The organism is Nodosilinea sp. LEGE 06152 (genome assembly GCF_015207525.1).
In the GTDB taxonomy this organism is placed as follows: Bacteria; Cyanobacteriota; Cyanobacteriia; order Phormidesmidales; family Phormidesmidaceae; genus Nodosilinea.
In genome coordinates this window covers 420,717-446,923 of the sequence record NZ_JADEWR010000001.1, presented here as the reverse complement: position 1 = coordinate 446,923, position 26,207 = coordinate 420,717, and the positions used below count along the sequence as shown (strand labels likewise).

The window sequence follows — 26,207 nt, the reverse complement described above, 5'->3', positions numbered from 1 at the left end:
ATGCCGTGCTTACGGCAGCAACGAATTGATATGGGTGATATGGTCGTTGCGGCTGAGGGAGCAGGAGCGTTCGCCATTATCCTGTAAGCCGACAGCGTGCCCTGCTGTCCCTGGCCTCACCCTATCGCCTTCTTTTGCTTGGTAGACTACTAGCAGGTCATTACCCCAGCCACCGCATGTTCGCCGATCGCCCTGAGTCTATTGAAAAAATTGTGGCCCGCTTTCAAAAGGCCGCTGACCCTAAGCGTCGCTACGAGCAGCTGCTGTGGTTTGCCAAAAAGCTGGATCCGCTGCCTGAGGACTACAAAACTCCCGAGAACAAGGTGCCGGGCTGTGTTTCGCAGGTGTTTGTAGTCGCCGATTTGGTCGATGGCCAGGTAATCTACCAGGCCGACTCCGATGCCCAAATCACCAAGGGGCTGGTGGCGCTGTTGATCAAAGCCCTCAACGGCCTCAGCCCCGCCGAAATTGTCGCGCTCAGCCCCGATTTTATTAAAGACACCCAGCTCGATGTCAGCCTTACCCCATCGCGGGCCAACGGGTTCTACAACATTTTTAAGACCATGCAGCAAAAAGCTCAGGCCCTAGTCGATGGAGCCGCGCCGGGAGCTGTGATCAGCTAATCGACCTGAGGGGGGCACTGCGGCGAATCGCCAGGGGAGACGCTGCGCGATCGCCTTACCGCCCGACTCAGCCCAGCGCTCTAGCTAAACTTTGATAAACTTTGGAATGCGAATCAGCCCCGGCTGACTCCGCTCCTGTTCCTATTGCTACTGGTTGGGCCTATTCCATGAGCGAGTACAGCATTTTTACTTCCGAGTCGGTATCTGAGGGCCATCCCGACAAAATGGCCGATCAGATCTCCGATGCCGTCTTAGACGCCATTCTCAAAGAAGATCTCAACGCCCGGGTGGCGGTAGAAACCCTGGTCAAAACCGGCATGGCCGTGATCGCCGGGGAGGTGCGCACCAACACCTATGTTGATTTAGAAGATATCGTTCGCAACGTCATTTTGGGTATTGGCTACGACAGCTCCGATGTGGGCTTTGACGGAGCCTCCTGCGCGGTGCTCAATGCGATTGGCAAGCAGTCGTCAGACATTGCCATTGGGGTCGATGTCGCGACTGACAAAGACCTGGGGGCAGGCGACCAGGGGCTCATGTTTGGCTACGCCACCAACGAAACCGATACCCTCATGCCCGCCCCCATCTACTACTCGCACCGGCTGGTGGAGCGGCAGGCCCACCTGCGCAAACACGGCGTGCTGCCCTGGCTACGCCCCGATGCCAAGAGCCAAGTAACCCTGCGCTACGAAAACCTGAAGCCTGTGGCAGTTGAAGCGGTAGTGCTCTCCACTCAGCACGACCCCGACATTTCCCAGGCCGATATTCGCGAAGCGGTGATGGAGGAAATCATTAAGCCGGTGCTGCCCAACGAGTGGCTCCACGCCGATACCCAGTACCACATCAACCCCACGGGGCAGTTTATTATTGGTGGCCCCGTGGGCGACTGCGGCCTGACCGGACGCAAGATTATTGTCGATACCTATGGCGGTATGGCCCGCCACGGCGGCGGTGCGTTCTCGGGCAAAGACCCCACCAAAGTAGACCGCTCGGCGGCCTACGCTGGCCGCTACGTGGCCAAAAATATCGTGGCAGCGGGCCTGGCCGATCGCTGCGAAATTCAGGTGTCCTATGCGATTGGGGTGGCTCGCCCGACCTCTATCTCCATCAACACCTTTGGCACGGGCAAGATTGCCGACAGCGCGATCGCCGACCTGGTGAGCCAGCACTTCGACCTCAGGCCCCAGGGGCTAATCGACATGCTCGATCTGCGTCGCCCCATTTACCAGCAAACGGCGGCCTATGGCCACTTTGGCCGCGAGCTGCCCGACTTTACCTGGGAGAAAACCGACAAGGCCGACTCGCTCAAGGTGGCCCTCTAGCCTAGTTTTACAGCAAAGCCCTGCGATCGCAGGGCTTTGCTCGTTGTGCGCAACTGGTTGTAGGCACCTTTTGCATGCACCTGAGCAATCATTCGTCCTCGGGCTCGTCTTCGGGGTTGATAACCGTGGTCTGGTGAGACAAAACCTCTGAGCTATCGTGGGATTCGCTGTGGGTGCCGTGCCCGGCCTCCTTAGCTTCTTCGGTCCGGCGGCGGTTCATTAACAGCTCTTTGAGAGGGTCGCGCTTTTCTTCGGAGACATGTATTTGAATATTTGGCCCCGATCGCGCCAGACGAATGACAATGCCGTCCTCCACTGGCACTTCGGTGATGCGGCGACCGTCTAGGTATGTGCCATTGGTGCCAATGCTCTTGACGGCCCAGCCGTTATCGGTACGGTGAATTTCGACGTGGTGGCGCGAGACAACGGCGCTGTAGAGAACCACATTGTTATCGGTCGAGCGACCAATGCAAATCACAGGCTCTTGATCAAAAGACCAGCTTTGAACCGGAGTTTTGTGGAGAGGGTGCAACAGCGAAAGGGTAATCACATTACTCAATCAAAAACGATCCCTGTAGGTTTCAATCATAGAAGAGTCTGGCAGACCCCGACCTACTTTTAGACCCAGCCGCCACCGCCGCCAGATAGGGGAATCTACTGCCTAGATAATAGTCTAGGTTGAGAGCAATTCAGAGGGGGAGTGCAGCCCCTATTTAGTTCTTCCCGGCTGTACTCACGAGCGCGGTGCGGATCCTAAATCTAGATCACCAACGGCCTGGCGATCGAGCAGCCAGCGCAGTTCACCCTGGGGCCGCACCAGCCGTGAGGGGTAGGCTTGGTCGTCGCCCTCGGGGGCAAACACCTGGGCTAGGGCGGCTTGCTTATCGGCCCCGGCCACCAAAAATAAAACCTGGTGGCTGTGGTTAATCAGCGGGGCGGTAAAGGTAATGCGGGGATCGTCGCCTTTGTTGCCCACGGTCACCAAATGATCGTTCACCGCTAGCGCTGCCGTGTGGGGAAACAGCGAGGCGGTGTGACCGTCATCGCCCATGCCCAGCAAGATGAGGTCAAACTCAGGGATCTGGTCGTGGGAAGTGCCCTGGAGACCGCCAAACACCGATTTCACCATCGCCTCGTACAGGCTAGCCGAGGCGGCCGGGTCACCCTCCAGGGTAGGCGTTACCAGAATGTGGTCGGGGGGAATAGGTACGCGATCGAGCCAGGCCGCCTTGGCCATACCGGCATTGCTGTCGGGGTGGTCGATGGGTACGTAGCGCTCGTCACCCCAAAAAATGTAGAGCTTTTCCCAGGGCAGGTCTTGCTCGGCCAGGCTGGCATAGAGGGGCTTGGGGGTGCTGCCCCCAGCCAGGGCCAGGGTGCAGTAGTCGTGGTCGGCCACGGCGCTACGAATAGTGTCGATCACCAGGGTTAAGGCCCGCTGCACCAGGGCAGGCTTGTCAGGCAAAATTTCAAGCAGGGGGGCAGTCATGGGTAGAATCACCGGTAACGACCCCAGAATGCCTTGTACAGGGCTGACCAGCTAGGTTAGAACAGGATTGAGCATCTCAGCCTAGGCTAGGCACGAGCTGGCGCGCGATCGCCGCTTTCCCGCTGTTGTCATGTTCTAACCCGAGTGGCGGTTGCTATACCAAGGAGTTTTCGCAGGGCTTTTCATAGAGCAGACTAGCTCAGTTCTGCCGCCAATCACAGCGGCTTAAGCTTTACTTTCAAAGCAGAGAGCCTTATGGTTCAATCGTTGGTTGACAAGCCGCTCAAAACCTTGAAAGCTTACGGTTAGCCCTAGTTCTTCCGCTGGTGCCCCGTCATTCCTACCTTCGCCCCATGCAACTGACTCCTCAGGAAAAAGACAAGCTGCTAATTTTTACCGCTGCTTTGGTGGCCGAGCGCCGCAAAGACCGAGGGCTGAAGCTCAACCATCCTGAGGCCGTCGCCTACATTTCTGCGGCCATTCTAGAGGGCGCGCGCGATGGGCGCACCGTAGCTGAGCTGATGAGCTACGGCACCACCTTGCTCAGCCGGGCCGACGTTATGGATGGGGTCGCCGAGATGATTCACGACGTGCAGGTGGAGGCCACCTTTCCCGACGGCACAAAGCTAGTCACCGTTCACGAACCCATTCGGTAGGGCAATTCATGGCTGTCTCAGGCTCTAACCCAGGGGATATTGTGCTGGATGCTGATGCGATCGAGGCCGTGCTGGGAGCGCTGCTGACCCAGCTCGACGCTTACGTCTTTCCAGAGGTGGCGGAAAAAATTCAGGACGACATTGAGCAGCGCCTGGAGTCGGGGGGCTACAGCGACATTACCGGCGGGCAGCAGCTAGCCGATACGCTGACGGCCCAGCTTCAGCAGATGAGCGGCGATCGCAACCTGCGACTGCACTTTAGCCCCGCCCCTCTGCCCCACATCGAACCCAATGTCACGCCCAGCGCTGAAGAAATAGAGCGCCAATACCAGGCCAGCCGCCGCCGCAATTTCGACTTCAACAAAGTTGAGCGTCTGCCGGGCAATGTGGGCTACATTCAGCTGTTTAGCTTTGAGCCGCCGGAGTTTGCGGGCGATGCCCTGGCGGCTGCCATGACCCTGGTAGCCCACACCGACGCCCTGATCTTTGACCTGCGCCACAACCAGGGGGGTTCTCCGGCCATGGTGGCGCTGCTGTGCAGCTACCTGCTCCCCCCTCACCCACCCATTCACCTCAACGACCTGTACTGGAGCGAGACCGACGAAACCCACCAGTGGTGGACGGTGCCTTACGTGCCAGGGCAGCGCTACCTCGACAAGCCGGTCTTTGCCCTCACCAGCCCCGAGACCTTTTCGGCGGCGGAAGAGTTTGCCTACAACCTGCAAGTGCTAAAGCGCGGAGCCGTGGTCGGCGAAACTACGCGGGGTGGGGCTAACCCAGGGCGGGGCTTTCGGCTGCACAACCACTTTTGGGTGTTTATGCCCACGGGCCAAGCGATCAACCCCGTCACCGGCAAAAACTGGGATGGTACGGGTGTGATCCCCACCGTGAAGGTACCGGCAGAAACCGCCCTCGACACCGCCCATCTGATGGCCCTCAATCACCTGCTGGAGGCTGGGCCGGAGGGGGTGGCCCGCCGCGAGCTGGAGGAAACTCTGCCCAGAGTCGAGCGATCGCTCCAGCAAAAGCGCCAAGATCTAATCGCCAACCTAGGAGGCCCCTCATGATCCCTGGAGAACTGCTGCCCGCTGAGGGCGAGATTGAGCTAAACGCAGGCAAAGAGACGGTGACGTTAGCGGTGGCCAATACCGGCGATCGCCCCATTCAGGTCGGCTCTCACTTTCATTTTTTTGAGGTGAATGCGGCCCTGAGCTTTGAGCGCGACTCGGCGCGGGGCATGCGGCTCGACATTCCCGCCGGGACTGCGGTGCGGTTTGAGCCGGGCGACGAGCGCGACGTGACTCTGGTGCCCCTGGCCGGAGAGCGGCGCGTGTATGGCTTTAACGCCCAGGTCGAAGGGGCGCTTTAGCTTTCTAATTGTAGGCATTCCTTATGATGAAGATACGCGGGTGCTCCCCCCTGCCCCCTTTTATTTAAGGGGATACATAATTGCATTTGTGATGGCGAGTATCTGGGGGATTCTCTACGAAACGAACGATCTGATTACTGAGCCTTCCCATGCCCACCCCTCGCCTGCTGATCATCGGCCTCGACTGCATGGCCCCCGACCTGGTGTTTGACCAGTGGCGGCACGATTTGCCCAACCTATCGCGGCTGATGGGGTTGGGCAGCTACGGCAGGCTGGAGAGCAGCATTCCCGCCATCACCGTGCCCGCCTGGAGCTGCATGATGACCGGGCGCGACCCCGGCGAGCTGGGCATCTATGGGTTTCGCAATCGGCGCGATCGCGACTACCACTCGATGGGCATCTCCGACGGACGAGCGGTCAAATTTCCGCGCCTGTGGGATATTTTGGGCGAGGCCGGGTGGAGCGTGGCGGCCCTCAGCGTGCCGGGTACATCGCCACCCTACCCGGTCAACGGCTCGCTAGTCTCCTGCTTTCTCACCCCCAGCACCGAGGTGCCCTTCACCCATCCCCCCGATCTAGGTGAGCAGATCACCGCCTGGATGCCCGATTTCATGCTGGATGTGCCCAACTTTCGCTCTGACGAAAAGGAGCGCATTCTGGCCAATCTCTACAGTCTGTGCGACCAGCGCTTTACCCTGGCCGAAAAGTTGATCACGCGCGATCGCCCCGACTTCTGCATGCTGGTGGATATGGGCGTCGATCGCATTCACCACGCCTTTTGGAAACCCATGGACCCGCGCCATCCTCAGTACGAGGCGGGTTCCCCGTTTGCCACTGCCATCCACGACTACTACGTGCATGTGGATCAGCGGGTGGGGGATCTGCTGGCGGTCTGCGACCCCGATACCGCCGTGCTGGTGGTGTCTGACCACGGGGCACAGCCGCTGATGGGCGGCATCTGCATCAACGAATGGCTGATCGCCAACGGCTACCTGACGCTGAAGGAAGCCCCCGCCGAGGTGCTTCCCCTGGACAAAGTCGAGGTGGACTGGAAGAACACCCAGGTGTGGGGGGCCGGGGGCTACTACGCCCGCATTTTTCTCAACGTCAAGGGGCGCGAACCCCAGGGCACCGTGGCGATGGCCGACTACGAAGCCCTGCGCGACGAGCTGGCGACGAAGCTCTCGCAACTTACCGATCCCGATGGCAACCCGCTACCGATCAAGGCGTTTAAACCTCAAGAAATCTACCAAAAAGTGCGGGGGCGGGCACCAGATTTAATTGTGTATTTTGACGATTTAGCCTGGCGATCGGTGGGCAGCGTGGGCATCAACAGCCTCTACACCGTCGAAAACGACACCGGCCCCGACGACGCCAACCACGCCCCCCTGGGCCTGATGATTTTCCATGACCCCAAAGCGCCAAAGAATGGGCAGGTGCTGGAGGGCGCGCAGCTTTACGACCTGGTGCCGACCCTGCTTCACCGCTACAACATTGACGCACCTTCGGGGCTACGGGGTAAGGTGCTGGCGATTTAAGGGATGATTAATATAGCGATGGCCATTGCGCTTAGGACACTGACCCTTGCCACTGGCTAGAACTGGGACAGCGCAACGGCGTATAGCCACCGCTTTAGGGGTTTAGGGAATGTCCTAACCGTCCTGGCGATGGCTATAACTGAGATTATCGGCAGTAGACAGCCTTGGAAACACATCAGGACTGTGCGTCCGTTACTCGCGGTGCTAGCTAGGGACACTACTCCAGGCACTAAAATCCTCTCTCCCCCTTCAACTTGCTATCGAAGCTGACAGTTTCTGTGCAACCTGCTTGCCGAGATACAGCCCCAATCAGGTAGTCAGAGAAATCTGCCTTGCCCTGTTTGTATCGCTGAAGCGCTTGATCAACCGTTGAGCGGCTTTCAAATTCAAAGGCAGCGCTGTGGAGCATCGCGTTTAAAGTGTGGATCACTTCAGCTCTTTGAAAGCGATAGCTGGCACCTCTGAGCACCCAAACCAGTTCGCACAAAACGATATTGGCAACAAAGCAGGGTTGGTTTCGCTGGATCACCTCAGAGGCTTGCCGCCATTGCTGCTCGTCGTCGCGGGTGAGGTAGCGAACCAGAATATTGGTATCAAGCCCAATCATTCGCGCCCTCAGAGATGGCATCATCTATGTCATCTTGGGTAGCGGGGGAGAGGTTGGGCCGATGCAACATACCTGACAAGGTTTCTACGGCAATGGTGAGGGGAAAGATTTTGACCTGGCCGTTTTCATCAATGACAAACTCGACCCGACTACCACTGACAAGCTTAAGGTGCTGCCGGATCTCGTCTGGCAGGGTAATTTGCCCGGTATCGGTGACGGTGGTTCTGAGCATAGGAAAAAGATAAAGGGAGGCTTACTGCTATTTTAGTAGAGCTTTAGCAAAGCCAATCGAATTAACAATCAAGCTTCGGAACACCGTTTCCTCTTTTTACAAGCGCTGCTAACCTCAATTAAATGAATAAGCTTGGTTGACCATCTATGTGAATAGAGAAGCTTTCGTAATGTGGCGTGTCATCAAAAATCGTTAGACAACAGCCGTTTTCGAAGAATAGGGAGAATGCTTGTGGCGGCTCAACGCTTGTACGAAGAATGGGCACATCAATAATCTGGTGAAGGCGGAAAGCTTCTCGTTCAGTGTGATCCTGCTCTTCGTCAATCACAATTCCCTTATCGTCAAAAAGTTTCCAACGACCTTCAACAAAAATGCTACCTACACCAGATGCGTGAAACTGAATTTGAAAGCGGCCTAAGCAGATTTGATTGAACTCTCGTCCAATAAAAAGATTCACTGGTAAATCAGGTGGCACCCCGTACATTTTGCAACTGCCTCGCTAGTGAGCAAAGCCGCGCTAATCCCTCACGACTTTGCCTCGGATGCGGCGGTAGATTTTTTCGGCTTCGACCCAGACAAATAGTAGGGTACTAAAACCAAAACAGATTAGCAGTTCATAGGGGCTGAGCAGGTGGGTGCCAAAGAAATTTCGCAGTGGCTCAACGTAGATCAGCATGAGCTGGAGCACGCAGGTTAACGTCACCGCCCCCAGCACAAACGGGTTTGACCAGGGCGACATTTCTACGGTGAGGCGAGTGTTGGAGCGCACGGCGATCGCGTGGCCCATCTGGGCCAGGCAGAGAGTGGTAAACACCATTGTCTTCCAGCGATCGGGGTCGCCGCCCTGCTGTGACCAGTTGTAGGCCCACACCATCATCGACACCGAAATAATGGCAAACACCACGCCGATGCGCAGCATGTAGGCTCCCAAGCCACGGGCAAAAATCCCTTCCTGGGGGTCGTGGGGCGATCGCTCCATCACGTCGGGTTCAGCCGGTTCTACCGCCAGGGCCAGGGCCGGGAAGCCGTCGGTAACCAGGTTCATCCACAAAATTTGTAAAGGCGTCAGAGGCACATCCAGAATTGGCAAAATCAGCGGCGACAGGGCAATGGTGAGCAGTTCACCAATGTTAGAGCCGAGGATGTACTTCACAAAGCGGCGAATGTTGGTGTAGACCACCCGGCCTTCTTCGGTGGCAGCGACGATAGTGGCAAAGTTGTCGTCTAGCAGCACCATATCGCTGGCTTCCTTGCTGACGTCGGTGCCGGTAATGCCCATGGCGATGCCAATTTCAGCCTGTTTGAGGGCCGGGGCATCGTTGACGCCGTCGCCGGTCATCGCCACAATCTGGTGGTCTTTTTGCAGGGCTTTGACAATGCGCAGCTTGTGCTCGGGCGACACCCGCGCGTAGATATTGACCTCCTTCACCGCCGCCTCTAGCTCGGCCTGCGACATTTTCTCCAGATCAGCGCCGCTGAGCGATTTGGCTTGGGCGTCAGCAATGCCCAGGTCTTGGGCGATCGCCATGGCGGTGAGCTGGTGGTCGCCGGTAATCATCATTGGGCGAATGCCTGCCCCCCGGCAGCGTTCTACCGCCACGCGCACCTCCGGGCGCAGGGCATCGATCATGCCCACCAAGCCCAGCCACACCAGGTCTTGCTCCGCCCCATCCGGGTCGCCCTCGGTGGGCACTTCGCTCAGGGGACGGTAGGCAAAGCCCAGCACCCGCATTCCCTTAGCGGCCATATCGGCGTTATCAGCCAGAATGTGCGATCGCGTCTCCTCCCCCATTGCCACCCGGTCTGCCCCCTTCAGGCAGCTAGTGCAGCAATCCAGCAGCATCTCCGGCGAACCCTTGGCCAACATCAGGTAAGGAGACCGCACCACTTCCCCAGGCAGGGTGAGGTCGGCCGCTAGCGCCTCGACGCCGCTGAGCACCACGCTCATGCGCTTGCGCTCTGAGGAAAACGGAAACTCCACCACCCGCTGCAACTCATGGCCCAGATGATGACGATCGAGGCCGCTTTTAGCCGCCATTACCACCAGCGCTCCCTCGGTGGGGTCGCCCATAATTGCCCAGTCACCCATCTCCTTTTGCAGCACAGAATCGTTGCACAGCAGGCCATCCACCAGCAGCAGCCCGGTGTCGGTGCTCCGTCGGGGGTCTATCGACTGGCTCTCGCTCAAAAAATCGCCTTCGGGGGCGTAGCCCTCGCCGGTAATGTGCAGCGTCTCGCCCAGAGTGCGCACCTGCTGCACCACCATTTTGTTTTGAGTCAGGGTGCCGGTTTTATCAGAGCAAATAGTGGTGACTGATCCCAGGGTTTCCACCGCAGGCAGGCGGCGAATCAGGGCGTGGCGACGCACCATGCGCTGGGTACCAATCGCCAGCGTCACAGTAATTACCGCAGGCAAGCCCTCGGGAACCACCGCCACCGCCATACTCAGGGCTACCTCCAACAGGCGCTCAAAGGCCTCCCAGCCGCCAAAGATCACGCCCCCAACGACGACAATCGCCACCAGCGTCAGCGACCCGGTGACCAGCACGTTGCCCAGCTGGGTCATGCGTTGCTGCAGCGGGGTGGGCTCGGTTTCGACCCCCTGCAGCATGGCGGCGATGCGGCCCAGCTCGGTCTTCATGCCGGTGCCGGTGACCAGCACGCGGCCTCGGCCCTGCACCACCTCAGTGCCCTGAAACACCAGGTTCTTGCGCTCGGCTAGAGCAGTCTCGCTCGCCAGGGTGGGGGCCGCCTGTTTGTTAACGCCCTGGGCTTCGCCGGTCAGGGCCGACTCGCGCAGCTGCAGATTGCTGGCCTCCAGCAGGCGACCGTCGGCGGCCACCTGATCGCCTGCCTCCAACAGCATGATGTCGCCGGGCACCAGGTCCTGGGAGGGCACCTCCTGTAGACGGTCGTCGCGCTGCACCAGCACGTTGGGGGACGCCATTTGCTTGAGGGCGGCGAGAGCTTTTTCGGCCCGGCTCTCCTGCAAATAGCCCAGCACACCGTTGAGAATGACGATCGCAAAAATCGCGATCGCATCCTTGGGAAATTCCTGGTTTCTAAACGACAGCACCCCCGACACCACCGCCACCGCGATCAGCATCAGCAGCATAATGTTGGTGAACTGATCGAGCAGAATACGCCAGGCGGGGCGGCCCCCGGTTTCTTCTAGCTCGTTGGGGCCGTACCGGCTGCGACGATCAACCACCGCCTGGGCGCTGAGGCCAGTACTGGCATCGCTGTCGAGCTGGCTCAGCGCTGCGTCGATGCCAACCGTATGCCAGGCGGTCGTGGAAGCAGAGGAAAGGTCAGTCATACAACGCTACTAGCTACCGTTGGATCTCACGCTCTAATGGTATAGCCTTGGTCGAAGCTACGGTAACAGGCAGGGGTGAGATTTTGGCACAGCAGACCGTTGCGGTACAAAGGTTGACGGCTCTGGGGCGGATTGGACCTGGCCGTGCTAGACGCCTCATCTGGCGGCTGGCGGTGCTGCTGTGGTTGCCGCTACTGCTGAGTGGCTGTCTGCGCTACGACCTCACCCTGCGCTTTGACCACCACACCCACGGCCAAATTGTGCAGACCATTGACCTAAGCGATCGCGGTGCCGCCCTGGCCCAGCCCACCCTAGAGCCCTGGCTTGAGGAGCTGAAGGGGCGATCGCGCCCCCTTGGCGGCCAGCTTAGCCAAAGCCCGCAGACCGTCACGCTCACTGTGCCCTTTAGCACCGCCCGCGATCTAGGCGATCGCTTTCAGCAGTTGTTTTCAACGCCAGAATCGACCTCAGAGCTGTCTACAGAGCCCGGCCCGGCTGAGGCATTCGACCAGGGAACCCACCCCACCTATCTCCAGCTGCCCGGCTGGGGGGCGGTGCCCTTTGAGCTGAGCCTAGACCAAACCAACTGGGTTTTCGTCAGCCGCACCCACCTCGTCTACAGCCTCGATCTACGCGATCTTCCTGCCAATGAAGAGGACGCGGCTACTCCCGCCTGGGCCGATCTGCGCTTTCGCCTGCAGGTGCCCTGGGGGCTGGCCCAGGTCTCTCCCACCGCTACCCCGCCGCTGAGCCAGGGTGCCGCCGGGGCAATTTGGCAACTGCAGCCCGGTCAAATGACCCGCATTGATGCCGTGTTTTGGCTGCCCAACGCGATTGCCCTCGGCACTCTGGGCATCGTCGCGCTGGTCCTGGGCGGTTACGGGCTGCGCTATCGAGTGTTTAAACCCGCAAAAACCTTTGGCCAAAGTTAAAGTCTGCCTGGTTAAATAACGTTATCTAAGTCCATCTGTAAAGCCCTACTGATTTCGACCCGTGGGAAACCCTTTGGGGAAACCATAGATTCTGGGCTGGACTTAGGGCTAACCTAGCAACTTAGACCAAGCGTTTTGAGGCCAGAGTCATGCGGCAGATCAATTTCGTCGTTATTTTTGTAATTGCCCTAGCCCTGGTGCTATTTGGCATTGAAAACACCGAGCCAGTTATTATTCACCTTGCACCGGGAATGGATGTAGAAGCGCCGCTGTGCGTGGAGCTGATTATGGCCATGGGCATCGGGGCGGTTTTTGCCTGGGTGTTTAGCGTCTGGGCTCAGGTGCAGGGTTATATGTCCTTTGGCAAGCAGGTGCAGCAGCGCGAAATTCGCATTCAGGAGCTAGAGCAAGACGTGCAGCGCTACCAGGTCAAGCTCGAAGAACAAAGCCTGCTGCTGCCCGCCGCCAATGTCGAAGATGGGGAAGCGGTTGCTTAGGGCGTCCCGTGGGGCTGAGGAGCGAGCCCGATCGCCATCGATCTCAGTTGTTATAATCTGACCAATGCACCCGTTGAGCTAGCGAAGGCCTCATCATGCCTGACGATGGTGACTCTACTGAGGTGACTCAGCGCCCACTGCTCAGGTGGGGCTTGCGGTTTGCTGGAGGTGCTGCCCTGGGCATTCTGCTAGTAGCGCTGCCGCTCACCTACGGCTCTCCATGGAGCCTCGATTCAATGCAAATCGCCAGAGTCAGCTTCGTGATTTTTGGATGCGGAACAATGGCCGTGCTCTGGGGACAAGCGCTGATCGATGCGGTGATGGAGGCGCTGGCCAAAACGGGCCTTTGAGCTATCATGGGCCGATTGCCGCGCCGTGGTGGCCCAGTGGCGACTCAGACAGTGGGGGCTGTCTAGCGATCTCCGAGCTTTTCTGCACTGCCTGACCTTATGTCGTCATCTCTGGCTCAAACCGCGATCGCATTTCTTATCGACCTGGCCGATCAGGGCGAAATCGACCCGTGGGATGTCAAGGTGATCGACGTGATCGATCGCTTTTTGTCGCTGCTCAAGACCCAGGCCGAAGCGCTGGCCAGCCAGGGCCGCACCCCCTACGAGGCCAACCTCTCCGAGTCGGGCCAGGGGTTTCTCTACGCCTCGATGCTGGTGCTGCTCAAGGCCGATACTATGGTGCGGGCCGAAGCCGAAGCCGAGGCCGAAGCCAACCCCGAAGAGGTGTGGGAGGAAGACATTCCCGACCTAGTGCCGCTGCCCCGCAACCTGGAGCGCCACCTGCACCGCCGGGCTGTGGCCCCCACCCCCCAGCGGCGGCAGGTCACTCTGCACGAGCTAATTCAGCAGCTCGAAACCATGGCCACGGTGATGGCCGACCACACCCCTCGCCTGCGGGCCAGACGGGCCAGGCCCCAGCCCCAGCGCCAGGCCGTGCGCGCGATCGCCCAGCTCGCTCACCAGGAAAACCTCTCTGAAATTGCCGCCGCCCTCGAAGCCTTCCTCGATCAGTACTGGGACGAACTGGGCGAAGACACCCTGTGGATCGACTTTGAGCTACTGCTCCAGCACTGGCCCAGCTTCAAGCCCGCCGACCTCGAAGACGCCCACGACTTTGACACCCCCCACGCCGCTGAGGTGCACGAGAAGGTAGGGGTGTTTTGGGGACTGCTGTTTCTCTCGGCTCAGTCGAAGGTAGAACTGAGCCAAGACACCTTCTACGCCGATTTACGGGTCAGAAACCTCAATCGCGCCCCTCTGACGGCTGAAGACGCCGAACTACCGGCCTTTATTCTGCCGGATTAGGCCAAACTAGCGTGTATGCGCTTTGGGAGTTGCAGGCGATCGCTACCGTTTCAGAGTTAGGGGGGCTATTTTAAAGAAAGTGTAAGAACTCCTTGAAGGCCAGTCGGCTTACCAATGCTCTGGCTAAGGGCGCTGTTAGCATGACCGAGTGCGATGGCCGGGGACTGGCGCGAGGCCAACGCCCGCTCCAAATTCATTCCCAGCTGGTTTCGACAGCCGGTCGGCCCTCGCTCAAAAAACTGCTCTGCGGCAGATCTATACTCCAATACATATTAAGGATTCTATTTGTATGAAAGCCATGATCCTGGCTGCCGGCAAAGGCACCCGCGTTCGGCCCATCACTTACACCATTCCCAAGCCCATGATTCCGATCATGCAGAAGCCGGTGATGGAGTTCTTGCTTGAACTGCTGCGTCAGCACGGCTTCGATCAGATCATGGTGAACGTGAGCCACCTGGCCAACGAAATTGAGGGCTACTTTCGCGACGGGCAGCGTTTTGGGGTTGAGCTGGCCTACTCCTTTGAGGGCCGCATCGAAGAAAACGGCGAACTGGTGGGCGACGCTATTGGGTCTGCCGGGGGCATGCGCAAAATCCAAGACTTTTCGCCCTTCTTTGACGACACCTTTGTGGTGCTCTGCGGCGACGCCCTGATTGACCTCGACCTCACCGAGGCCGTGCGCCGCCACCGCGAAAAAGGCTCGATCGCAACCATCATTACCAAAACCGTACCCCTCAAGCAGGTGCCCAGCTACGGGGTAGTGGTCACCGACAGCGAAGGACGGGTGAAATCGTTCCAGGAAAAACCGGCGGTGGAAGAGGCGCTCAGCACCGAGATCAACACTGGCATCTACATCTTTGAGCCCGAGGTATTCGACTACATTCCCTCAGGAGTATCGTTTGACATTGGCGGCGATCTGCTGCCCAAGCTGGTGGCTAACAACGCCCCCTTCTACGGCATTCCCATGGAGTTTGAATGGGTCGACATCGGCAAGGTGCCCGACTACTGGCGCGCCATCCAGGACGTCCTGACTGGCGTAGTCAATCTGGTTGATATCCCCGGCGAAGAGATTCGCCCCGGCGTTTATGTAGGCCTCAACGTCAAGGCCAACTGGGACAAGGTCAATATCGAAGGCCCGGTTTACATTGGCGGCATGACCCACATTGAAGACGGAGCCACTATTATTGGCCCCAGCGCCATTGGCAACAACTGCTCGATCTGCAGCGGCGCGATCGTCGACAAGAGCGTAATCTTTGAGTATTCGCGCATTGGCCCCGGCGTGCGCCTGGTCGATAAGCTGGTATTTGGCCGCTACTGCGTCGACAAGACCGGAGCCTCCATTGACATGAAGGCGGCAGCCCTCGACTGGTTGATTACCGATACTCGCCAGGAGTTTCCCCTGGTGCCGCCGGTAGAGCACCGCGCGATCGCCGAACTGCTAGAGCAGCACATCTAAAAGAATCCGTTAAAGGAATCTGTCAGCGCTGCTGAACTGAAGCCTGCACTTAAGGGTGAACGGCACCAAGCCTCTGGCTGAGCTGCCCCTGCGCCCCTGCGAGAGACAATGCCTTTAATGCCTGCCGGCATTCAGCAACCCCATCTGCCGGTTGACGCGCTAACGAATTAATTCTTTAACAAAAAAATTATGGCCCCGGAGTTGAATTGCTCTGGGGCTTTGCTTTAGAGAATCTCTATCTACCGATAGTGGCGAAGAACACGGTAGACGGTTGTTTCTGATACAACTACTTCAGGGTCTTTTACCAATTCTTAGAGGGTAACCTAAACGCTTAGGCGGCCCTGGCAGACCGAGCCGACTTGAAGACCCACTCAGTTTGTCGCTAGGCTGCCATTTTGAAGCTGTTCTGCCACTGTATTCAGAGAATTAAGAGAGTTTACACAATGAGCGATCGCAACCGTTCTTTTCACCTGTCGCGACGGCAGGTGATGCGTGGGCTGCTGGCCACCTCCGCCTTTGGGCTCACCGCTAAGCTTGGCACCGGCTGTGCTCAGTCGCCCGGTTCTGGAGGCGGGGCGGCAGCTGACGGCGGGGCGGCAGAAGAACTGGTCGTAGGCTTTATCTACGTCGGCCCCAAGGACGACTTTGGCTATAACCAGGCCCACGCCGAAGGGGCCGCAGCCATGGCCGCCAGCGTGCCCGGCATTCGCTTAGTCGAAGAGGCCAGCGTGCCCGAAACCACCGCTGTAGCCGAAACCATGCGCAGCATGATCGAAATCGACGGGGCTAAAGTCCTGTTTCCCACTTCGTTTGGCTACTTTGACCCCCACATTTTGGCCCTGGCCGAAGAATTTCCCGAGGTACAGTTTTTCCACGCCGGAGGCCTCTACCAGGACGGGGTGCACCCCAAAAACGTCGGCAGCTACTTTGGCTACATTGACGAGGCCCAGTACGTGGCCGGGGTGGTAGCCGCTACCATGAGCCAGTCGGGCAAGCTGGGCTTTGTGGCAGCCAAACCCATCCCCCAGCTGCTGCGCAACGTCAACAGCTTTACGCTGGGGGCCAGGTCGGTCAACCCCGCCGCCACCACCCAGGTGATCTTTACCGGCGAATGGGCAGAACCCGTAAAAGAGGCCGAGGCCACCAACAGCATGGCCGATCAGGGCATTGAGGTGATTACCTGCCACGTGGACAGCCCCAAAGTGGTGATGGAAACCGCCGAGCGGCGCGGAGTAATGACCTCGGGCTACCACGCCAACCAAAGCTCTCTGGCTCCCCAGGGCTACCTGACCGGAGCCGAGTGGGATTGGTCGAGCATTTACACCGCCCTGGGCCAGGATTTTGTGGACGGCAAAACCCTGATGACAGGGGGTATTCCCCACATTCTGCGGGGTGGGTTGGCCGACAACTTCTGTAAGCTGTCGCCCTACGGCCCGGCGGTCAGCGATGAGGCTAAGGCTGCCGGAGATGCCGCCCTGGCCGCCATTGAGTCGGGTGAGCTGGTGATCTATGCAGGGCCGCTTCAGACCAACACCGGCAGCGAGATTCTGCCAGCCGGAAAAGAACTCAAAACCGACAACGTCGAGCTGGAGAAAATGGACTATTTTGTTGAGGGCGTGATTGGGTCCATTAGCTAGGAAACAGCCATGCAGTTGACGGCGATCTGGCGGCGATTCACGCGGCAATCTCTGCGGGCATCGCTGGAATCGATCGCACTGCCCGCCGGGGCAGTGCTGGCCGCCCTGATGATCTTTGGGGTGTTTTGCGCCCTGGCCGGGGCCAACCCCCTGGCGGTGTACGGCTCGATCTATCGGGCCGCCTTTGGCAGCTGGAGCGCCTGGCAAAACACCCTGATTCGAGCCTCGCCGCTGATGCTGACGGCCCTGTGTACGGCGCTGCCCGCCCGCCTGGGCCTGGTGATCATCGGCAACGAAGGGGCGCTGGTGGTGGGTGGCCTGGCGGCGGTGAGCGTCGGGTTGGGGTTGGGAGGATCTCTGCCCGGTGGCCTAGTGCTGCTGGCGATGGCGCTGGGCAGCCTGGTGGCCGGGGGCCTGTGGATTATGGTGGCGGGGGCATTGCGCCACTACCGGGGGGTAAACGAGACCATTAGCAGCCTGCTGCTGAACTATATTGCGATCGCCCTGCTCAACCACCTGGTGCAGGGGCCTATGCGCGACCCAGCCTTTGTCAGCAAGCCCTCCAGCTTTGAGATTGACCCCTCGGCCTGGCTGGGCACCCTGCCCGCCACCCGAGTTCACTGGGGGCTCATCTACGGCCTGGTGGCTTCGGTGCTGGCCTACGTGTTAATTCAGCGCACCACCTTTGGCTTTGCCGCCCGCACCGCCGGGGGCAACGTGCGGGCCGCCCGCATCGCCGGACTGCCGGTGGGCAAGCTGACGCTGGCGGTGTGTTTTTTGGCGGGCTCCTGCGCCGGGCTGGCCGGCATGGTCGAGGTTGCCGCTGTGCAAAAGCGCCTCAACGAATCGATCGTGTCAAACTACGGCTACGCGGGTATTTTGGTGGCCTTTGTGGCCCGCCACAACCCCCTGGCCACGGTGCTGGTGTCGGTGCTGCTGGGCGGCATTTTGGCCAGCGGCGGCATTTTGCAGCGATCGCACAACCTGCCCGATGCCACAGTGCTGGTATTCCAGGGCATTGTCTTTCTCTGCGTGCTTTACAGCGAGTCGCTCTACGGGCGCTTCCCCATCTTCCAGGAGCGCGAGGTTCAGACTGAAGGTGCGGCTGTGGCTGGGTAGATGGGTGGATGAGTAGGGGAGTGGATGAATAATGGCAACGGAAGCACTGGGCTGGTGGGGTGTACCCCTGGGAATTTTAGCCGGTACTCTGCGGGGGAGTGTGCCCTTTCTGCTGGTCAGCCTGGGCGAATGCCTGACCGAAAAAAGCGGCAAAATCAACCTCGGTCTGGAGGGCACCCTGCTGATTGGGGCCATGAGCGCCTACGCCATTTCCTACCTGAGTTCAGGAATTGTCGGGCCTACGCTAGCTCCCTGGTTAGGGGTGCTGGCGGCAGGGCTGGCGGGCATGGGGCTGGGGGCCATCCACGGCTGGCTGTCGCAGCAGCCCCGCGTCAACGATGTGGCGGTGGGCATTGCCATGATTATCTTTGGCGGCGGCCTGGCCAACTTCTTTGGCAAGCCCTTCATTCAGCCCCAGGCTCCTCAGCTGCCGACGCTGCCAGCGGGCGGCTGGAGTAGCCTACCCCAGGTGCAGTCGGCGCTGCAAGTTAGCCCGCTATTTTTGCTGGGGGTGGCGATCGTGCCCCTGATGAGCTGGTTTTTTAAGTCAACCCGGTGGGGGCTCTACGTGCGAGCCGTAGGCGACAGCCCCGATGCGGCGCGGGCGATGGGTATTTCGATTTTTTGGGTGCGGATGGCGGCGATCGTGGGGGGCAGTTTTTTGGCGGGCATTGGCGGAGCCAGCCTGTCGCTGTTTTACCCTGGCGTGTGGACTGAGCGCATTTCTAGCGGCCAGGGCCTAATGGCGGTGGCGCTGGTCATTTTTGCCCGCTGGCAGCCCTGGCAGTGCCTGTGGGCCTCGCTGCTGTTTGGCGGTGCCCAGGCGCTGGGGCCAGCGTTTCAGTCGGTGGGCATCGACTCGTACTACTACCTGTTCAATGCCGCCCCGTATATTCTCACGCTGGTGATTATGATCATCACCTGTTCGCCTAAGAGAACCCTGGCAGGCGCACCGGGGGCCTTGGGCAAGGATAGTTAGAAAATTTGGCGACCTGCATGGCAAATGCCGGTAAGAGCAGCGGTAGTACAAGCAGTCTAGCGCTTCTCATGACGGGCTAAGCCAATACAGTGAGATAATTAGCGCGGTGCCAAAGGCCAAAGCCACTGGCTCTAGGCATCCCGCCAAACACTTTTGACCTCATTTCGGACAAGCCCCTATGACCCAAGCTGAGCAGCTCATTCGCATGGCAGAAGACGAGCTGACGGAGTACAGCACCGACGCCCGCAAAGTTGAGAAACTGCGCCGCAAGTTTAGCTTTGCGGTGCCCTATCCTCAGCAGCAGGCGGTGCGCGACGAGGTGGCAGCCAGCATTCCCAACAACTTTCTGGCCAAGCTGGTGGAAGAAAACCGACAGACAGTAGCTCTGCCCTTTTGGGGCATTGGCGGGCTGGGGCTGCTGCTGGGTATTTCTGGACGGCAGCCGCTAGATTTAATTGCGACGGGAATTGGCTTTTACGTGGCTTTTCAGGTACAGAAGTGGGGCTGGGAGCTGCAGGCCAAGCGACTGGTGCTGCAAACCCTGGACGAAATCGAGTCCAGCGTGAAGAATCCTGAGCCGGAGAAAACGCCTTAGGGCGCGTCAGCAATTGTGGCCAAAAGTCCGATACATCAAGCCCTGCCACGCCCAACCCCAGGAACAGGCTAGGGGCTGTAAACCTTGATTTTGAGTGTTGAGCAGCTAATTGATGACCGCCCCTAGGGCAGGGTTAAGGGGCGGTAGGGAGTCGGGCTTCAACTTGGCAGTGACTGAGAGGCCCGGCGATCGCCCAGCAATCCGGCCTCCTATCCTTGCTTTCTCGCTAGACTCCGTTGATCTATTCACAGTTTTACCCCCCTATGACCCTATCCCTTGCCAACCAGACCGTCCTGATTACGGGGGCCAGCAGTGGCATCGGGGCCGCCTGCGCCCGTCAGCTAGCTGCTCTCGGGGCAAGGTTGATTTTGGCTGCCCGCCGGTTAGAACCCTTGCAGGCGTTAGCCAACGATCTTCAGCAGCAGCATAGCTCTGAGGTGCTGACGATAGGGCTGGACGTGCGCCAGCCGGAGGCCGTCAGCGAGGCGATTAGTGGTTTGCCGGATAACTGGCAGGCGATCGATATTTTGATCAACAACGCCGGGCTGAGTCGAGGGCTAGACAAACAGTACGAAGCCCCCCTGGACGACTGGGAAACTATGATTGACACCAACGTCAAAGGCCTGCTCTACGTCACGCGGGCGGTGGTGCCGGGCATGGTGGCGCAGGGTCGGGGCCATGTGGTGAATGTGGGCTCAATCGCGGGGCGGCAGACCTACCCCGGCGGCAGCGTTTACTGTGCCAGCAAAGCGGCAGTCAGGTCGCTCTCTGAGGGGCTTAAGCTCGACCTGCTGGGCACCCCGGTGCGGGTGACGAACATTGACCCCGGCCTGGTCGAAACCGAATTTAGCCTAGTGCGTTTTGGGGGCGACGCCGATCGCGCCAAGGGAGTCTACCAGGGCCTGACCCCGCTGACCGGCGATGACGTAGCCGACGTGATTGTCTTTGCCGTCACCCGCCCGGCCCACGTCAACGTTAGCGATGTGCTGCTGCTGCCCACCGACCAGTCCTCGGTATTTCATGTGCATCGGGCCGAGTAAGCACTCCAACGGCGTAAAAGCCCCACCCTGCCCAATCCAGCGTTATAGAAGGCCAGCGCTATACAATAGGCGATGGCGTGTAACGTTTATTGAATACTGACTATGACCCTTTCCGTTGGCGACCCCGCCCCCGACTTCAGCCTCCCCGATGCCACCGGCAAAACCTACAGCCTGGCGGATCTTAAAGGTCAGCGCGTGGTGCTGTATTTTTACCCTCGCGACAACACCCCTGGCTGCACCAAAGAGGCCTGTGGGTTCCGCGATCGCTACGCCGACTACCAGGGCAAAGACGCAGTGGTGCTGGGGGTGAGCACCGACGACGCCAAGTCCCACACCAAATTCATCGACAAGTTTAGTTTGCCTTTTCCGCTTTTGGTGGATGAGGGCGGCGAAGTGGCCAGCCGCTACGGCGTTTATGGCCTGAAAAAGTTCATGGGCAAGGAATATATGGGTATTACCCGCAGCACCTTTATCATTGGCCCCGACGGCAACCTGGAGAAAGTCTACCTCAAGGTCAAAGCCGAGACCCATGCCGACCAGGTGCTAGCCGACCTGGAAACCCTGTAGCCTATGGCTTACTTCGCCCACATTGTGCGCACTCTGCTGGGGCTGCTGCTGCGCCGCCCCATTTTGGGTACCTGCGTTATTCCCCTGATGGCCGACGGCACGATTGTGCTGGTGCGCCGCCGCGACAACGGCCTCTGGAGTCTGCCCGGCGGCATTGTCGACTGGGGCGAAGACGTGATCACCGCCGCGGCCCGCGAGCTGAAGGAGGAAGCAGGGCTGGAAACCGTTGGGCTAGAGCGACTGGTGGGGGTCTACTCGCAGCCTGGGCGTGACCCGCGCTTTCACTCGGTGTGCATAACGGTGGCGGTACGGGTGACGGGCCAACCCTACCCCGCCGACCCACGCGAAATTTTAGACGTGCGCCACTTCACCGCCGACACCCTACCGTGGGATCACCTTTCCCACGACCACCGCCAGCATTTGCGAGATTTCTTTAAGGGAGAAACGGTTTTAGCCTAAGCTTTTGGGTAAACCGCTGAATTGGGATGCTGGAGCACGGCTTCCCGGTTACTCTGGTGCCATCTACCTTACCGAGTGCCATGCCGTTACCAACCGACAGCCCCATTCGCACTGGCCGCATCAAGCTTCCGCTGGGGAGTTTGTTTTGGCATGAGGGCGGCAAACCCCAGGACGAAACGGTGGTGTTTCTCCACGGCTCGTGGCATGACAGTACCCAGTGGCTGCCCCTGATGCAGCATTTGGCTCCCCGCTACCACTGCCTCGCCCCTGACCTGCTGGGCTTTGGCGAATCGTGGCGAGAGGAGAAAACTCCTTACTCAGTGGTCCTGCAGGTGGAGGCGCTGCACAGTTTGTTGAGCGCCCTGCGCATTCGTCGCTGTCGACTGGTGGCCCATTCGCTAGGAGCCTGGGTGGCGGGTCAGTATGCCCTCACCTACCCCGATCAGGTGCAGAGTTTGGCCGTTATCGCCCCCGAGGGGGTGCGCGATCGCGAGCTGAGGGGTCGCTGGCGGCGCGATCGCTGGTTGGTTGCCCCCTGGTCGCCGCTGCCCCTGGTGCTGCCCTGGCTGGGCAAAGCCCCTTGGGTAAAGGCACTGCGCGATCGCCATCGCGGTCTGCGCCAGGCCCCCGCCGCCTGCCAGATGCTCTTTCAGCGCCGCACCGCCGCCATCAACGGCGAACTGCTACACCAGGGACTCGGCAAACTTTGGCTGCCGACGCTGGTGCTAGAGCCTAGTGCTGCCGACCCCGTTACGCACCAGCTCACCCAGGCCTGGCTGCGCCTGCTCCCCAATCCTCAGCATCAGCAGCTTGCTTCGGCTGACTCGCTACTTGGCGTCGACGAAGCCGCCTGCGCCAAGGCTCTAGAGCTGATGATGGCCGCAGATCCACCGCGCCCGCTGCCCATTCCTGCGGTCAATCGACCCCGGCCCGCCGCCCTCTAGGCTTGAGCCGGATCAGTAGCCAGGGTCGCCATCAGCAGCTGAGACAGTTCTTCTGCTCGGTTGAGCACCATCAGGTGGCCGCCATCGGGAAGGACAATATCGACGTTGCGATCGCCCAGGGGGAAGACGCGATCGCGCCCACCGTGAATTTGCACCAGGTTTTTGGGCACCACCTGATTGCGCCAGCCCACCACTCGGTTGATAGCCCACTTGAGGAAAAAGGGGTCGGTATCCACCAAAACCTGCCTAAACAGCGACCGATCTTCCGGATCATCCAACCCAAACAGCCAGGTCATGAGCCCATAGACCGCCCACAGCAGCCGCTTAAACGGCACTACCAACTGTAGCGGCAGCCAGCGAAACAGCTTGTAGTAGTTGGGCACCTGTGCCCCAGTCACGGCGCTTGAGATCACAATGACCTGGGCTGGGTCGCACAGTTTTGCCATTTCCACAGCCATCAACCCACCAAAGGAAAGCCCAACCAAAATGGGATGTTCCGTAGTGACCTGGGCTAACAGGCGCTGGGCGTAGTGCTCGATCGATTCGCCCCGGCAAGGACGCTCCCAGCAAATGTAAACCGGGCGGTACCCCTTTAGCTGCAGGCGATGAAAGACACGCCAATCGGCCCCAAGCCCGCTGATAAAGTAGATCTCGCGGCTGGCCTCATCGGCCTTATCTACGCCCGCAAATGGGTCGAGCCCCTTAGCGATCGCCCCATCCGACTGCAGCTTTGGGGTTTGCAGCTCAGGCCCTAACGACTCAATTTGTAGCTCTGCCGTATCTGTCATTCCTGCCTCTATGTATCTGCTCGGTCGCGAGCTACGGCGTCTGGGTTGGGGTCTACGGCACAGCCCCTAAACCCAGAGGTAGCCCTTAGCGCTGGCCCTTGAGCGCTTCAATCTCTTTGCGAATGGCGGCCAGCTCTTGGGTCAGAGATTCTAAATCGCTCTGCACAGCAGCATCCACCACAGGACTAGCCACAGTGGTAATGGTTGGCCCGTCGGTCGCTGCACCGGAGTTGGTGAAGGGGTTCGGCACCTGGCTGAGCAACGAGTCTACAAACAGCCGGGCTTCACGCTCGGTGGTCGCGCCTTTAACTTCCAGTTCTTCGGTGAGCCGGTTGACATCACCGCCCAGGGTAGAAAATTTTTGGTTAGAGGTTTCGGGGTCTTGAATAGCCTCAATCAGAGATGCGGTGGCCCCGAGGGTAACGCGAAACCCTTTCTGCAAAGTCTGAGAGATATCGTCAGAATACATATTTAATCCCTTAAAAATGCGTTATTAGAACCTTCAAAAGCCAGACAGTCGCCAGCCGCCGTCAGAAGCATGTCAAATCGCTTCCTCGAGCACTTTTCGCTCTGCGCCGGCCGCGTTTTGCGCTCATATTCTATCGTCTTCCCCTTGGGGAAGGTAGCATCTCAGGCTACTATCCTTCTCTGGGTAGAGGGAAAAAACTGGTTTGATATCAGGCCAAAATAGCCGGCGTTGCCAAGGTTTAAGGCTACAACGCCAGCCCCCACTCGCCCCCTGTAAACTCAAACTTGGGCCTACCAGCCCCGACAAGTTCGCCTAGGACAGGTACGCGTTCACGTCTTCATAGATCTGCGACAGCTCAGCTTCGGTGGTAACACGAATGCGATCGTCGCGCAGCGTTATCAGGGCCTTAGCAGCAAAGGGGCTAGGCCAAATGTTGGGGTTGCAAAAGACTTCTAGAAAAACGTCTCCGGTATGGCGGTACTCCATCGGCGGTTGAGGGGTGCGGCGAGTCGGTTCTCCACCCTGCGCCGCCGCCGCTTTGAGCGCGGTCATCAGCTCGCCTAGGGCAACTTTTAAGCCCTGGGCTGCCTCACTAGAAAAGGTGAACTGCAGGGAGCCCTGGGGCAGGTTGAGGGTAAGGGGGGCGCTCATAAAAAACGTGCTCATCGCGATCGGTGGACGGTAGTCAGCTAGCTTTCTGGGCTTAAAATCTGGCACCTGCTAGCCAGCCTACGGCATTGGGGTCTCTGTGAACCAGAGTTGTGAACCAGAGCTGTAAACCGGTTAGGGGCGATCGCAGCAACCCTGCGCGCGGTTGTGGTCACAGCCGCTACTGGGAGCGATCGCCAAAGGTAACGATACGTTACGTTGTGTGTCTAGCTACGGCACGACTTGAATTTTCGTATAGCCCATATCCCCGGGTTTGAATCCCAAAGAAAACCCTAAAGCTTTGCCAATTCAAGGTTTTCACTCCCTACAGTAGTAATCAGTTACCACAATTGTCGGCGCTGATATTCCTGATTAGCTTGTTATCAGTGGGTGGAGCAATTACTCCTGTGTGCCTGCCAAAGTCTTAACACCGGCTGTGGCAGCCGAGCCTAACCCTCACACCATCACGTCTGCTCCTTCCACCCCCCTAAAACTGCACTGCTGAATGCTGGAGATGGCATGGCCGCAAATTTCCCCTTCCTTTCGCCCCCAACAATCGCTCGTAAATCGCTGTGGCCCGCCGCAACGTCTACCCCCGTCGATCGCATTCGCCGCCTGGTCTGGAAGATTGCCTTCGCGACGCTGGCCTTGATGGCGGTAGGCAGCGCTACCCGAGTCATGAACGCAGGCCTGGCCTGCCCCGACTGGCCCCTATGCTACGGCCAGCTAGTACCCCAGCAGCAGATGAACCTACAGGTGTTTTTAGAGTGGTTTCATCGGCTCGATGCCGCGTTAATTGGCCTTAGCACCCTCTGGCTGGTAGTGCTGTGCACCTGGTACCGGCGACAGGTGCCGGGTTGGCTGCCCTGGGCGGCGGTGGGTGCCCTCGCCCTAATTGGCGTTCAGGGAGCGCTGGGCGGGCTAACCGTAACCCAGCTGCTGCGCTTCGATATTGTGACGGCCCACCTGGGCACGGCGCTGCTGTTCTTTAGCGCCATGCTCGTAATCGCCAGTTGCCTGCTGCCCTACCGCTCCACCGGCACTGTCGGTCGCCTGCCCTGGCTGGGGCTAGGGGCTACGGCAATCGTCTACGTTCAGTGTTTGCTAGGCGGGCTAGTAGGGTCGCGCTGGGCGGCTCACCAGTGCCTGGGGCTCAAAGAACTGTGCCAGGTCATGAATAGTCACCTGTTGGGCATAGTGCCCGCGACCGCTGCGGTGCTGGCCCTCACCTGGACAGTGTGGCGCACCCCGGCGCTCACCTATCCGCTGCGGCGACTGGGCGGCCTGGCTAGCATGCTGCTGGTGTTTCAGCTAGTGATGGGCATTGCAACCTTCCGACTCAGGCTTCAGGTCGAGCCGCTGACGGTGGCTCACCATACCCTGGGGGCGGCGCTGGTGGGTACGCTGGTGTGCTTTACCGTGCTGGCCTGGCGCGATTCGCGCAGCGACTTATCCCAAAATCGCCTCGGGCCTGCCCCAACCGACTATCGCAGTAACGAAGTGGCGTCTGCCCAGGAGTTGGCCAGCGCTGCCGAGTAGTTGTACGGGCCTGGAGCAGCTGCTCTAGAGCGAACAACAGAGCTGTTTTGGAGGTTATGCAGTCGTT

At 59.3% G+C, this 26,207-nt stretch carries 29 protein-coding genes; 20 read left to right on the top strand and 9 right to left on the bottom strand.

What is annotated here, in order from left to right:
• Nucleotides 1-176 precede the first annotated feature (176 nt).
• Nucleotides 177-623, top strand: coding sequence for a SufE family protein (locus tag IQ265_RS02100; protein ID WP_194050542.1), 447 nt, complete (start codon nucleotides 177-179; stop codon nucleotides 621-623).
• Between the two features lie 167 nt (nucleotides 624-790).
• Nucleotides 791-1,945 (top strand): methionine adenosyltransferase, encoded by a 1,155-nt coding sequence (gene metK / locus IQ265_RS02095; protein ID WP_194050541.1) that lies wholly within the window; start codon nucleotides 791-793, stop codon nucleotides 1,943-1,945.
• An 88-nt stretch (nucleotides 1,946-2,033) separates the two neighbouring features.
• Here metK and IQ265_RS02090 read toward each other — a convergent pair whose 3' ends face one another.
• The gene (locus IQ265_RS02090; protein ID WP_194050540.1) at nucleotides 2,034-2,495 is read right to left on the bottom strand and encodes an FHA domain-containing protein; all 462 of its coding nucleotides are present in this window, start codon (nucleotides 2,493-2,495) and stop codon (nucleotides 2,034-2,036) included.
• 183 nt (nucleotides 2,496-2,678) lie between these two features.
• Nucleotides 2,679-3,434: a 6-phosphogluconolactonase gene (gene pgl / locus IQ265_RS02085; RefSeq protein WP_194050539.1), complete on the bottom strand. Its 756-nt coding sequence runs from the start codon at nucleotides 3,432-3,434 to the stop codon at nucleotides 2,679-2,681.
• A 353-nt stretch (nucleotides 3,435-3,787) separates the two neighbouring features.
• Between pgl and ureA the strand changes: the two genes are divergently transcribed.
• From ureA to IQ265_RS02065, 4 genes are all read left to right on the top strand, one after another.
• Nucleotides 3,788-4,090, top strand: coding sequence for an urease subunit gamma (gene ureA, locus IQ265_RS02080; RefSeq protein WP_106870073.1), 303 nt, complete (start codon nucleotides 3,788-3,790; stop codon nucleotides 4,088-4,090).
• Between the two features lie 8 nt (nucleotides 4,091-4,098).
• Nucleotides 4,099-5,157: a S41 family peptidase gene (locus IQ265_RS02075; protein WP_194050538.1), complete on the top strand. Its 1,059-nt coding sequence runs from the start codon at nucleotides 4,099-4,101 to the stop codon at nucleotides 5,155-5,157.
• Nucleotides 5,154-5,459 (top strand): urease subunit beta, encoded by a 306-nt coding sequence (locus tag IQ265_RS02070; RefSeq protein WP_194050537.1) that lies wholly within the window; start codon nucleotides 5,154-5,156, stop codon nucleotides 5,457-5,459. The genes IQ265_RS02075 and IQ265_RS02070 overlap by 4 nt, the downstream gene beginning before the upstream one ends.
• Nucleotides 5,460-5,608: 149 nt before the next feature.
• Nucleotides 5,609-6,997: an alkaline phosphatase family protein gene (locus IQ265_RS02065; RefSeq protein ID WP_194050536.1), complete on the top strand. Its 1,389-nt coding sequence runs from the start codon at nucleotides 5,609-5,611 to the stop codon at nucleotides 6,995-6,997.
• Between the two features lie 229 nt (nucleotides 6,998-7,226).
• Here IQ265_RS02065 and IQ265_RS02060 read toward each other — a convergent pair whose 3' ends face one another.
• From IQ265_RS02060 to IQ265_RS02045, 4 genes are all read right to left on the bottom strand, one after another.
• A complete protein-coding gene (locus IQ265_RS02060) occupies nucleotides 7,227-7,604 on the bottom strand; it encodes a type II toxin-antitoxin system VapC family toxin (RefSeq protein ID WP_194050535.1) in 378 nt (125 codons plus the stop codon).
• Nucleotides 7,591-7,836 (bottom strand): AbrB/MazE/SpoVT family DNA-binding domain-containing protein, encoded by a 246-nt coding sequence (locus IQ265_RS02055; protein WP_194050534.1) that lies wholly within the window; start codon nucleotides 7,834-7,836, stop codon nucleotides 7,591-7,593. The genes IQ265_RS02060 and IQ265_RS02055 overlap by 14 nt, the downstream gene beginning before the upstream one ends.
• Nucleotides 7,837-7,954: 118 nt before the next feature.
• Nucleotides 7,955-8,293, bottom strand: a complete 339-nt coding sequence (locus IQ265_RS02050) for a hypothetical protein (RefSeq protein WP_194050533.1) — start codon at nucleotides 8,291-8,293, stop codon at nucleotides 7,955-7,957.
• Between the two features lie 60 nt (nucleotides 8,294-8,353).
• Nucleotides 8,354-11,155 (bottom strand): cation-transporting P-type ATPase, encoded by a 2,802-nt coding sequence (locus IQ265_RS02045; protein ID WP_194050532.1) that lies wholly within the window; start codon nucleotides 11,153-11,155, stop codon nucleotides 8,354-8,356.
• Nucleotides 11,156-11,238: 83 nt separating this feature from the next.
• Between IQ265_RS02045 and IQ265_RS02040 the strand changes: the two genes are divergently transcribed.
• The 13 genes from IQ265_RS02040 to IQ265_RS01980 all read left to right on the top strand — a co-directional run bounded on the left by IQ265_RS02040 (nucleotide 11,239) and on the right by IQ265_RS01980 (nucleotide 22,696).
• A complete protein-coding gene (locus IQ265_RS02040) occupies nucleotides 11,239-12,087 on the top strand; it encodes a DUF3153 domain-containing protein (RefSeq protein WP_194050531.1) in 849 nt (282 codons plus the stop codon).
• A gap of 149 nt (nucleotides 12,088-12,236) precedes the next feature.
• Nucleotides 12,237-12,584 (top strand): LapA family protein, encoded by a 348-nt coding sequence (locus IQ265_RS02035; RefSeq protein ID WP_194050530.1) that lies wholly within the window; start codon nucleotides 12,237-12,239, stop codon nucleotides 12,582-12,584.
• 95 nt (nucleotides 12,585-12,679) lie between these two features.
• Nucleotides 12,680-12,934, top strand: a complete 255-nt coding sequence (locus IQ265_RS02030) for a hypothetical protein (RefSeq protein ID WP_194050529.1) — start codon at nucleotides 12,680-12,682, stop codon at nucleotides 12,932-12,934.
• A 99-nt stretch (nucleotides 12,935-13,033) separates the two neighbouring features.
• Nucleotides 13,034-13,900, top strand: coding sequence for a segregation/condensation protein A (locus IQ265_RS02025; RefSeq protein ID WP_194050528.1), 867 nt, complete (start codon nucleotides 13,034-13,036; stop codon nucleotides 13,898-13,900).
• A gap of 289 nt (nucleotides 13,901-14,189) precedes the next feature.
• Nucleotides 14,190-15,356: an NDP-sugar synthase gene (locus IQ265_RS02020; protein ID WP_194050527.1), complete on the top strand. Its 1,167-nt coding sequence runs from the start codon at nucleotides 14,190-14,192 to the stop codon at nucleotides 15,354-15,356.
• Nucleotides 15,357-15,799: 443 nt separating this feature from the next.
• Nucleotides 15,800-16,993: a BMP family ABC transporter substrate-binding protein gene (locus IQ265_RS02015; RefSeq protein ID WP_194050526.1), complete on the top strand. Its 1,194-nt coding sequence runs from the start codon at nucleotides 15,800-15,802 to the stop codon at nucleotides 16,991-16,993.
• 9 nt (nucleotides 16,994-17,002) lie between these two features.
• Nucleotides 17,003-18,112 carry an ABC transporter permease gene (locus tag IQ265_RS02010; protein WP_194050525.1) on the top strand — a complete coding sequence of 370 codons (1,110 nt, stop codon included), beginning with the start codon at nucleotides 17,003-17,005 and terminating at the stop codon, nucleotides 18,110-18,112.
• A gap of 31 nt (nucleotides 18,113-18,143) precedes the next feature.
• Nucleotides 18,144-19,091, top strand: a complete 948-nt coding sequence (locus IQ265_RS02005; RefSeq protein ID WP_194050524.1) for an ABC transporter permease — start codon at nucleotides 18,144-18,146, stop codon at nucleotides 19,089-19,091.
• A 178-nt stretch (nucleotides 19,092-19,269) separates the two neighbouring features.
• Entirely contained in the window at nucleotides 19,270-19,686 is a 417-nt protein-coding gene (locus IQ265_RS02000; protein ID WP_194050523.1) for a hypothetical protein, read from the top strand.
• A 263-nt stretch (nucleotides 19,687-19,949) separates the two neighbouring features.
• Nucleotides 19,950-20,726 carry an SDR family oxidoreductase gene (locus IQ265_RS01995; protein ID WP_194050522.1) on the top strand — a complete coding sequence of 259 codons (777 nt, stop codon included), beginning with the start codon at nucleotides 19,950-19,952 and terminating at the stop codon, nucleotides 20,724-20,726.
• Between the two features lie 102 nt (nucleotides 20,727-20,828).
• A complete protein-coding gene (bcp, locus tag IQ265_RS01990; RefSeq protein ID WP_194050521.1) occupies nucleotides 20,829-21,293 on the top strand; it encodes a thioredoxin-dependent thiol peroxidase in 465 nt (154 codons plus the stop codon).
• A 3-nt stretch (nucleotides 21,294-21,296) separates the two neighbouring features.
• Complete coding sequence (locus IQ265_RS01985) at nucleotides 21,297-21,752, top strand: NUDIX hydrolase (protein WP_194050520.1); 456 nt, start codon at nucleotides 21,297-21,299, stop codon at nucleotides 21,750-21,752.
• Between the two features lie 80 nt (nucleotides 21,753-21,832).
• Nucleotides 21,833-22,696: an alpha/beta hydrolase gene (locus tag IQ265_RS01980; protein ID WP_194050519.1), complete on the top strand. Its 864-nt coding sequence runs from the start codon at nucleotides 21,833-21,835 to the stop codon at nucleotides 22,694-22,696.
• Here the strand turns inward: IQ265_RS01980 and IQ265_RS01975 are convergent.
• From IQ265_RS01975 to IQ265_RS01965, 3 genes are all read right to left on the bottom strand, one after another.
• A complete protein-coding gene (locus tag IQ265_RS01975; RefSeq protein WP_194050518.1) occupies nucleotides 22,693-23,484 on the bottom strand; it encodes an alpha/beta hydrolase in 792 nt (263 codons plus the stop codon). The two genes, IQ265_RS01980 and IQ265_RS01975, sit on opposite strands and share 4 nt — an antisense overlap.
• Nucleotides 23,485-23,569: 85 nt before the next feature.
• Nucleotides 23,570-23,953, bottom strand: a complete 384-nt coding sequence (locus IQ265_RS01970; protein ID WP_194050517.1) for a hypothetical protein — start codon at nucleotides 23,951-23,953, stop codon at nucleotides 23,570-23,572.
• A gap of 312 nt (nucleotides 23,954-24,265) precedes the next feature.
• Nucleotides 24,266-24,604: a hypothetical protein gene (locus tag IQ265_RS01965; protein WP_194050516.1), complete on the bottom strand. Its 339-nt coding sequence runs from the start codon at nucleotides 24,602-24,604 to the stop codon at nucleotides 24,266-24,268.
• Nucleotides 24,605-25,120: 516 nt separating this feature from the next.
• Between IQ265_RS01965 and IQ265_RS01960 the strand changes: the two genes are divergently transcribed.
• Entirely contained in the window at nucleotides 25,121-26,140 is a 1,020-nt protein-coding gene (locus IQ265_RS01960; protein WP_194050515.1) for a heme A synthase, read from the top strand.
• Nucleotides 26,141-26,207 lie beyond the last annotated feature (67 nt).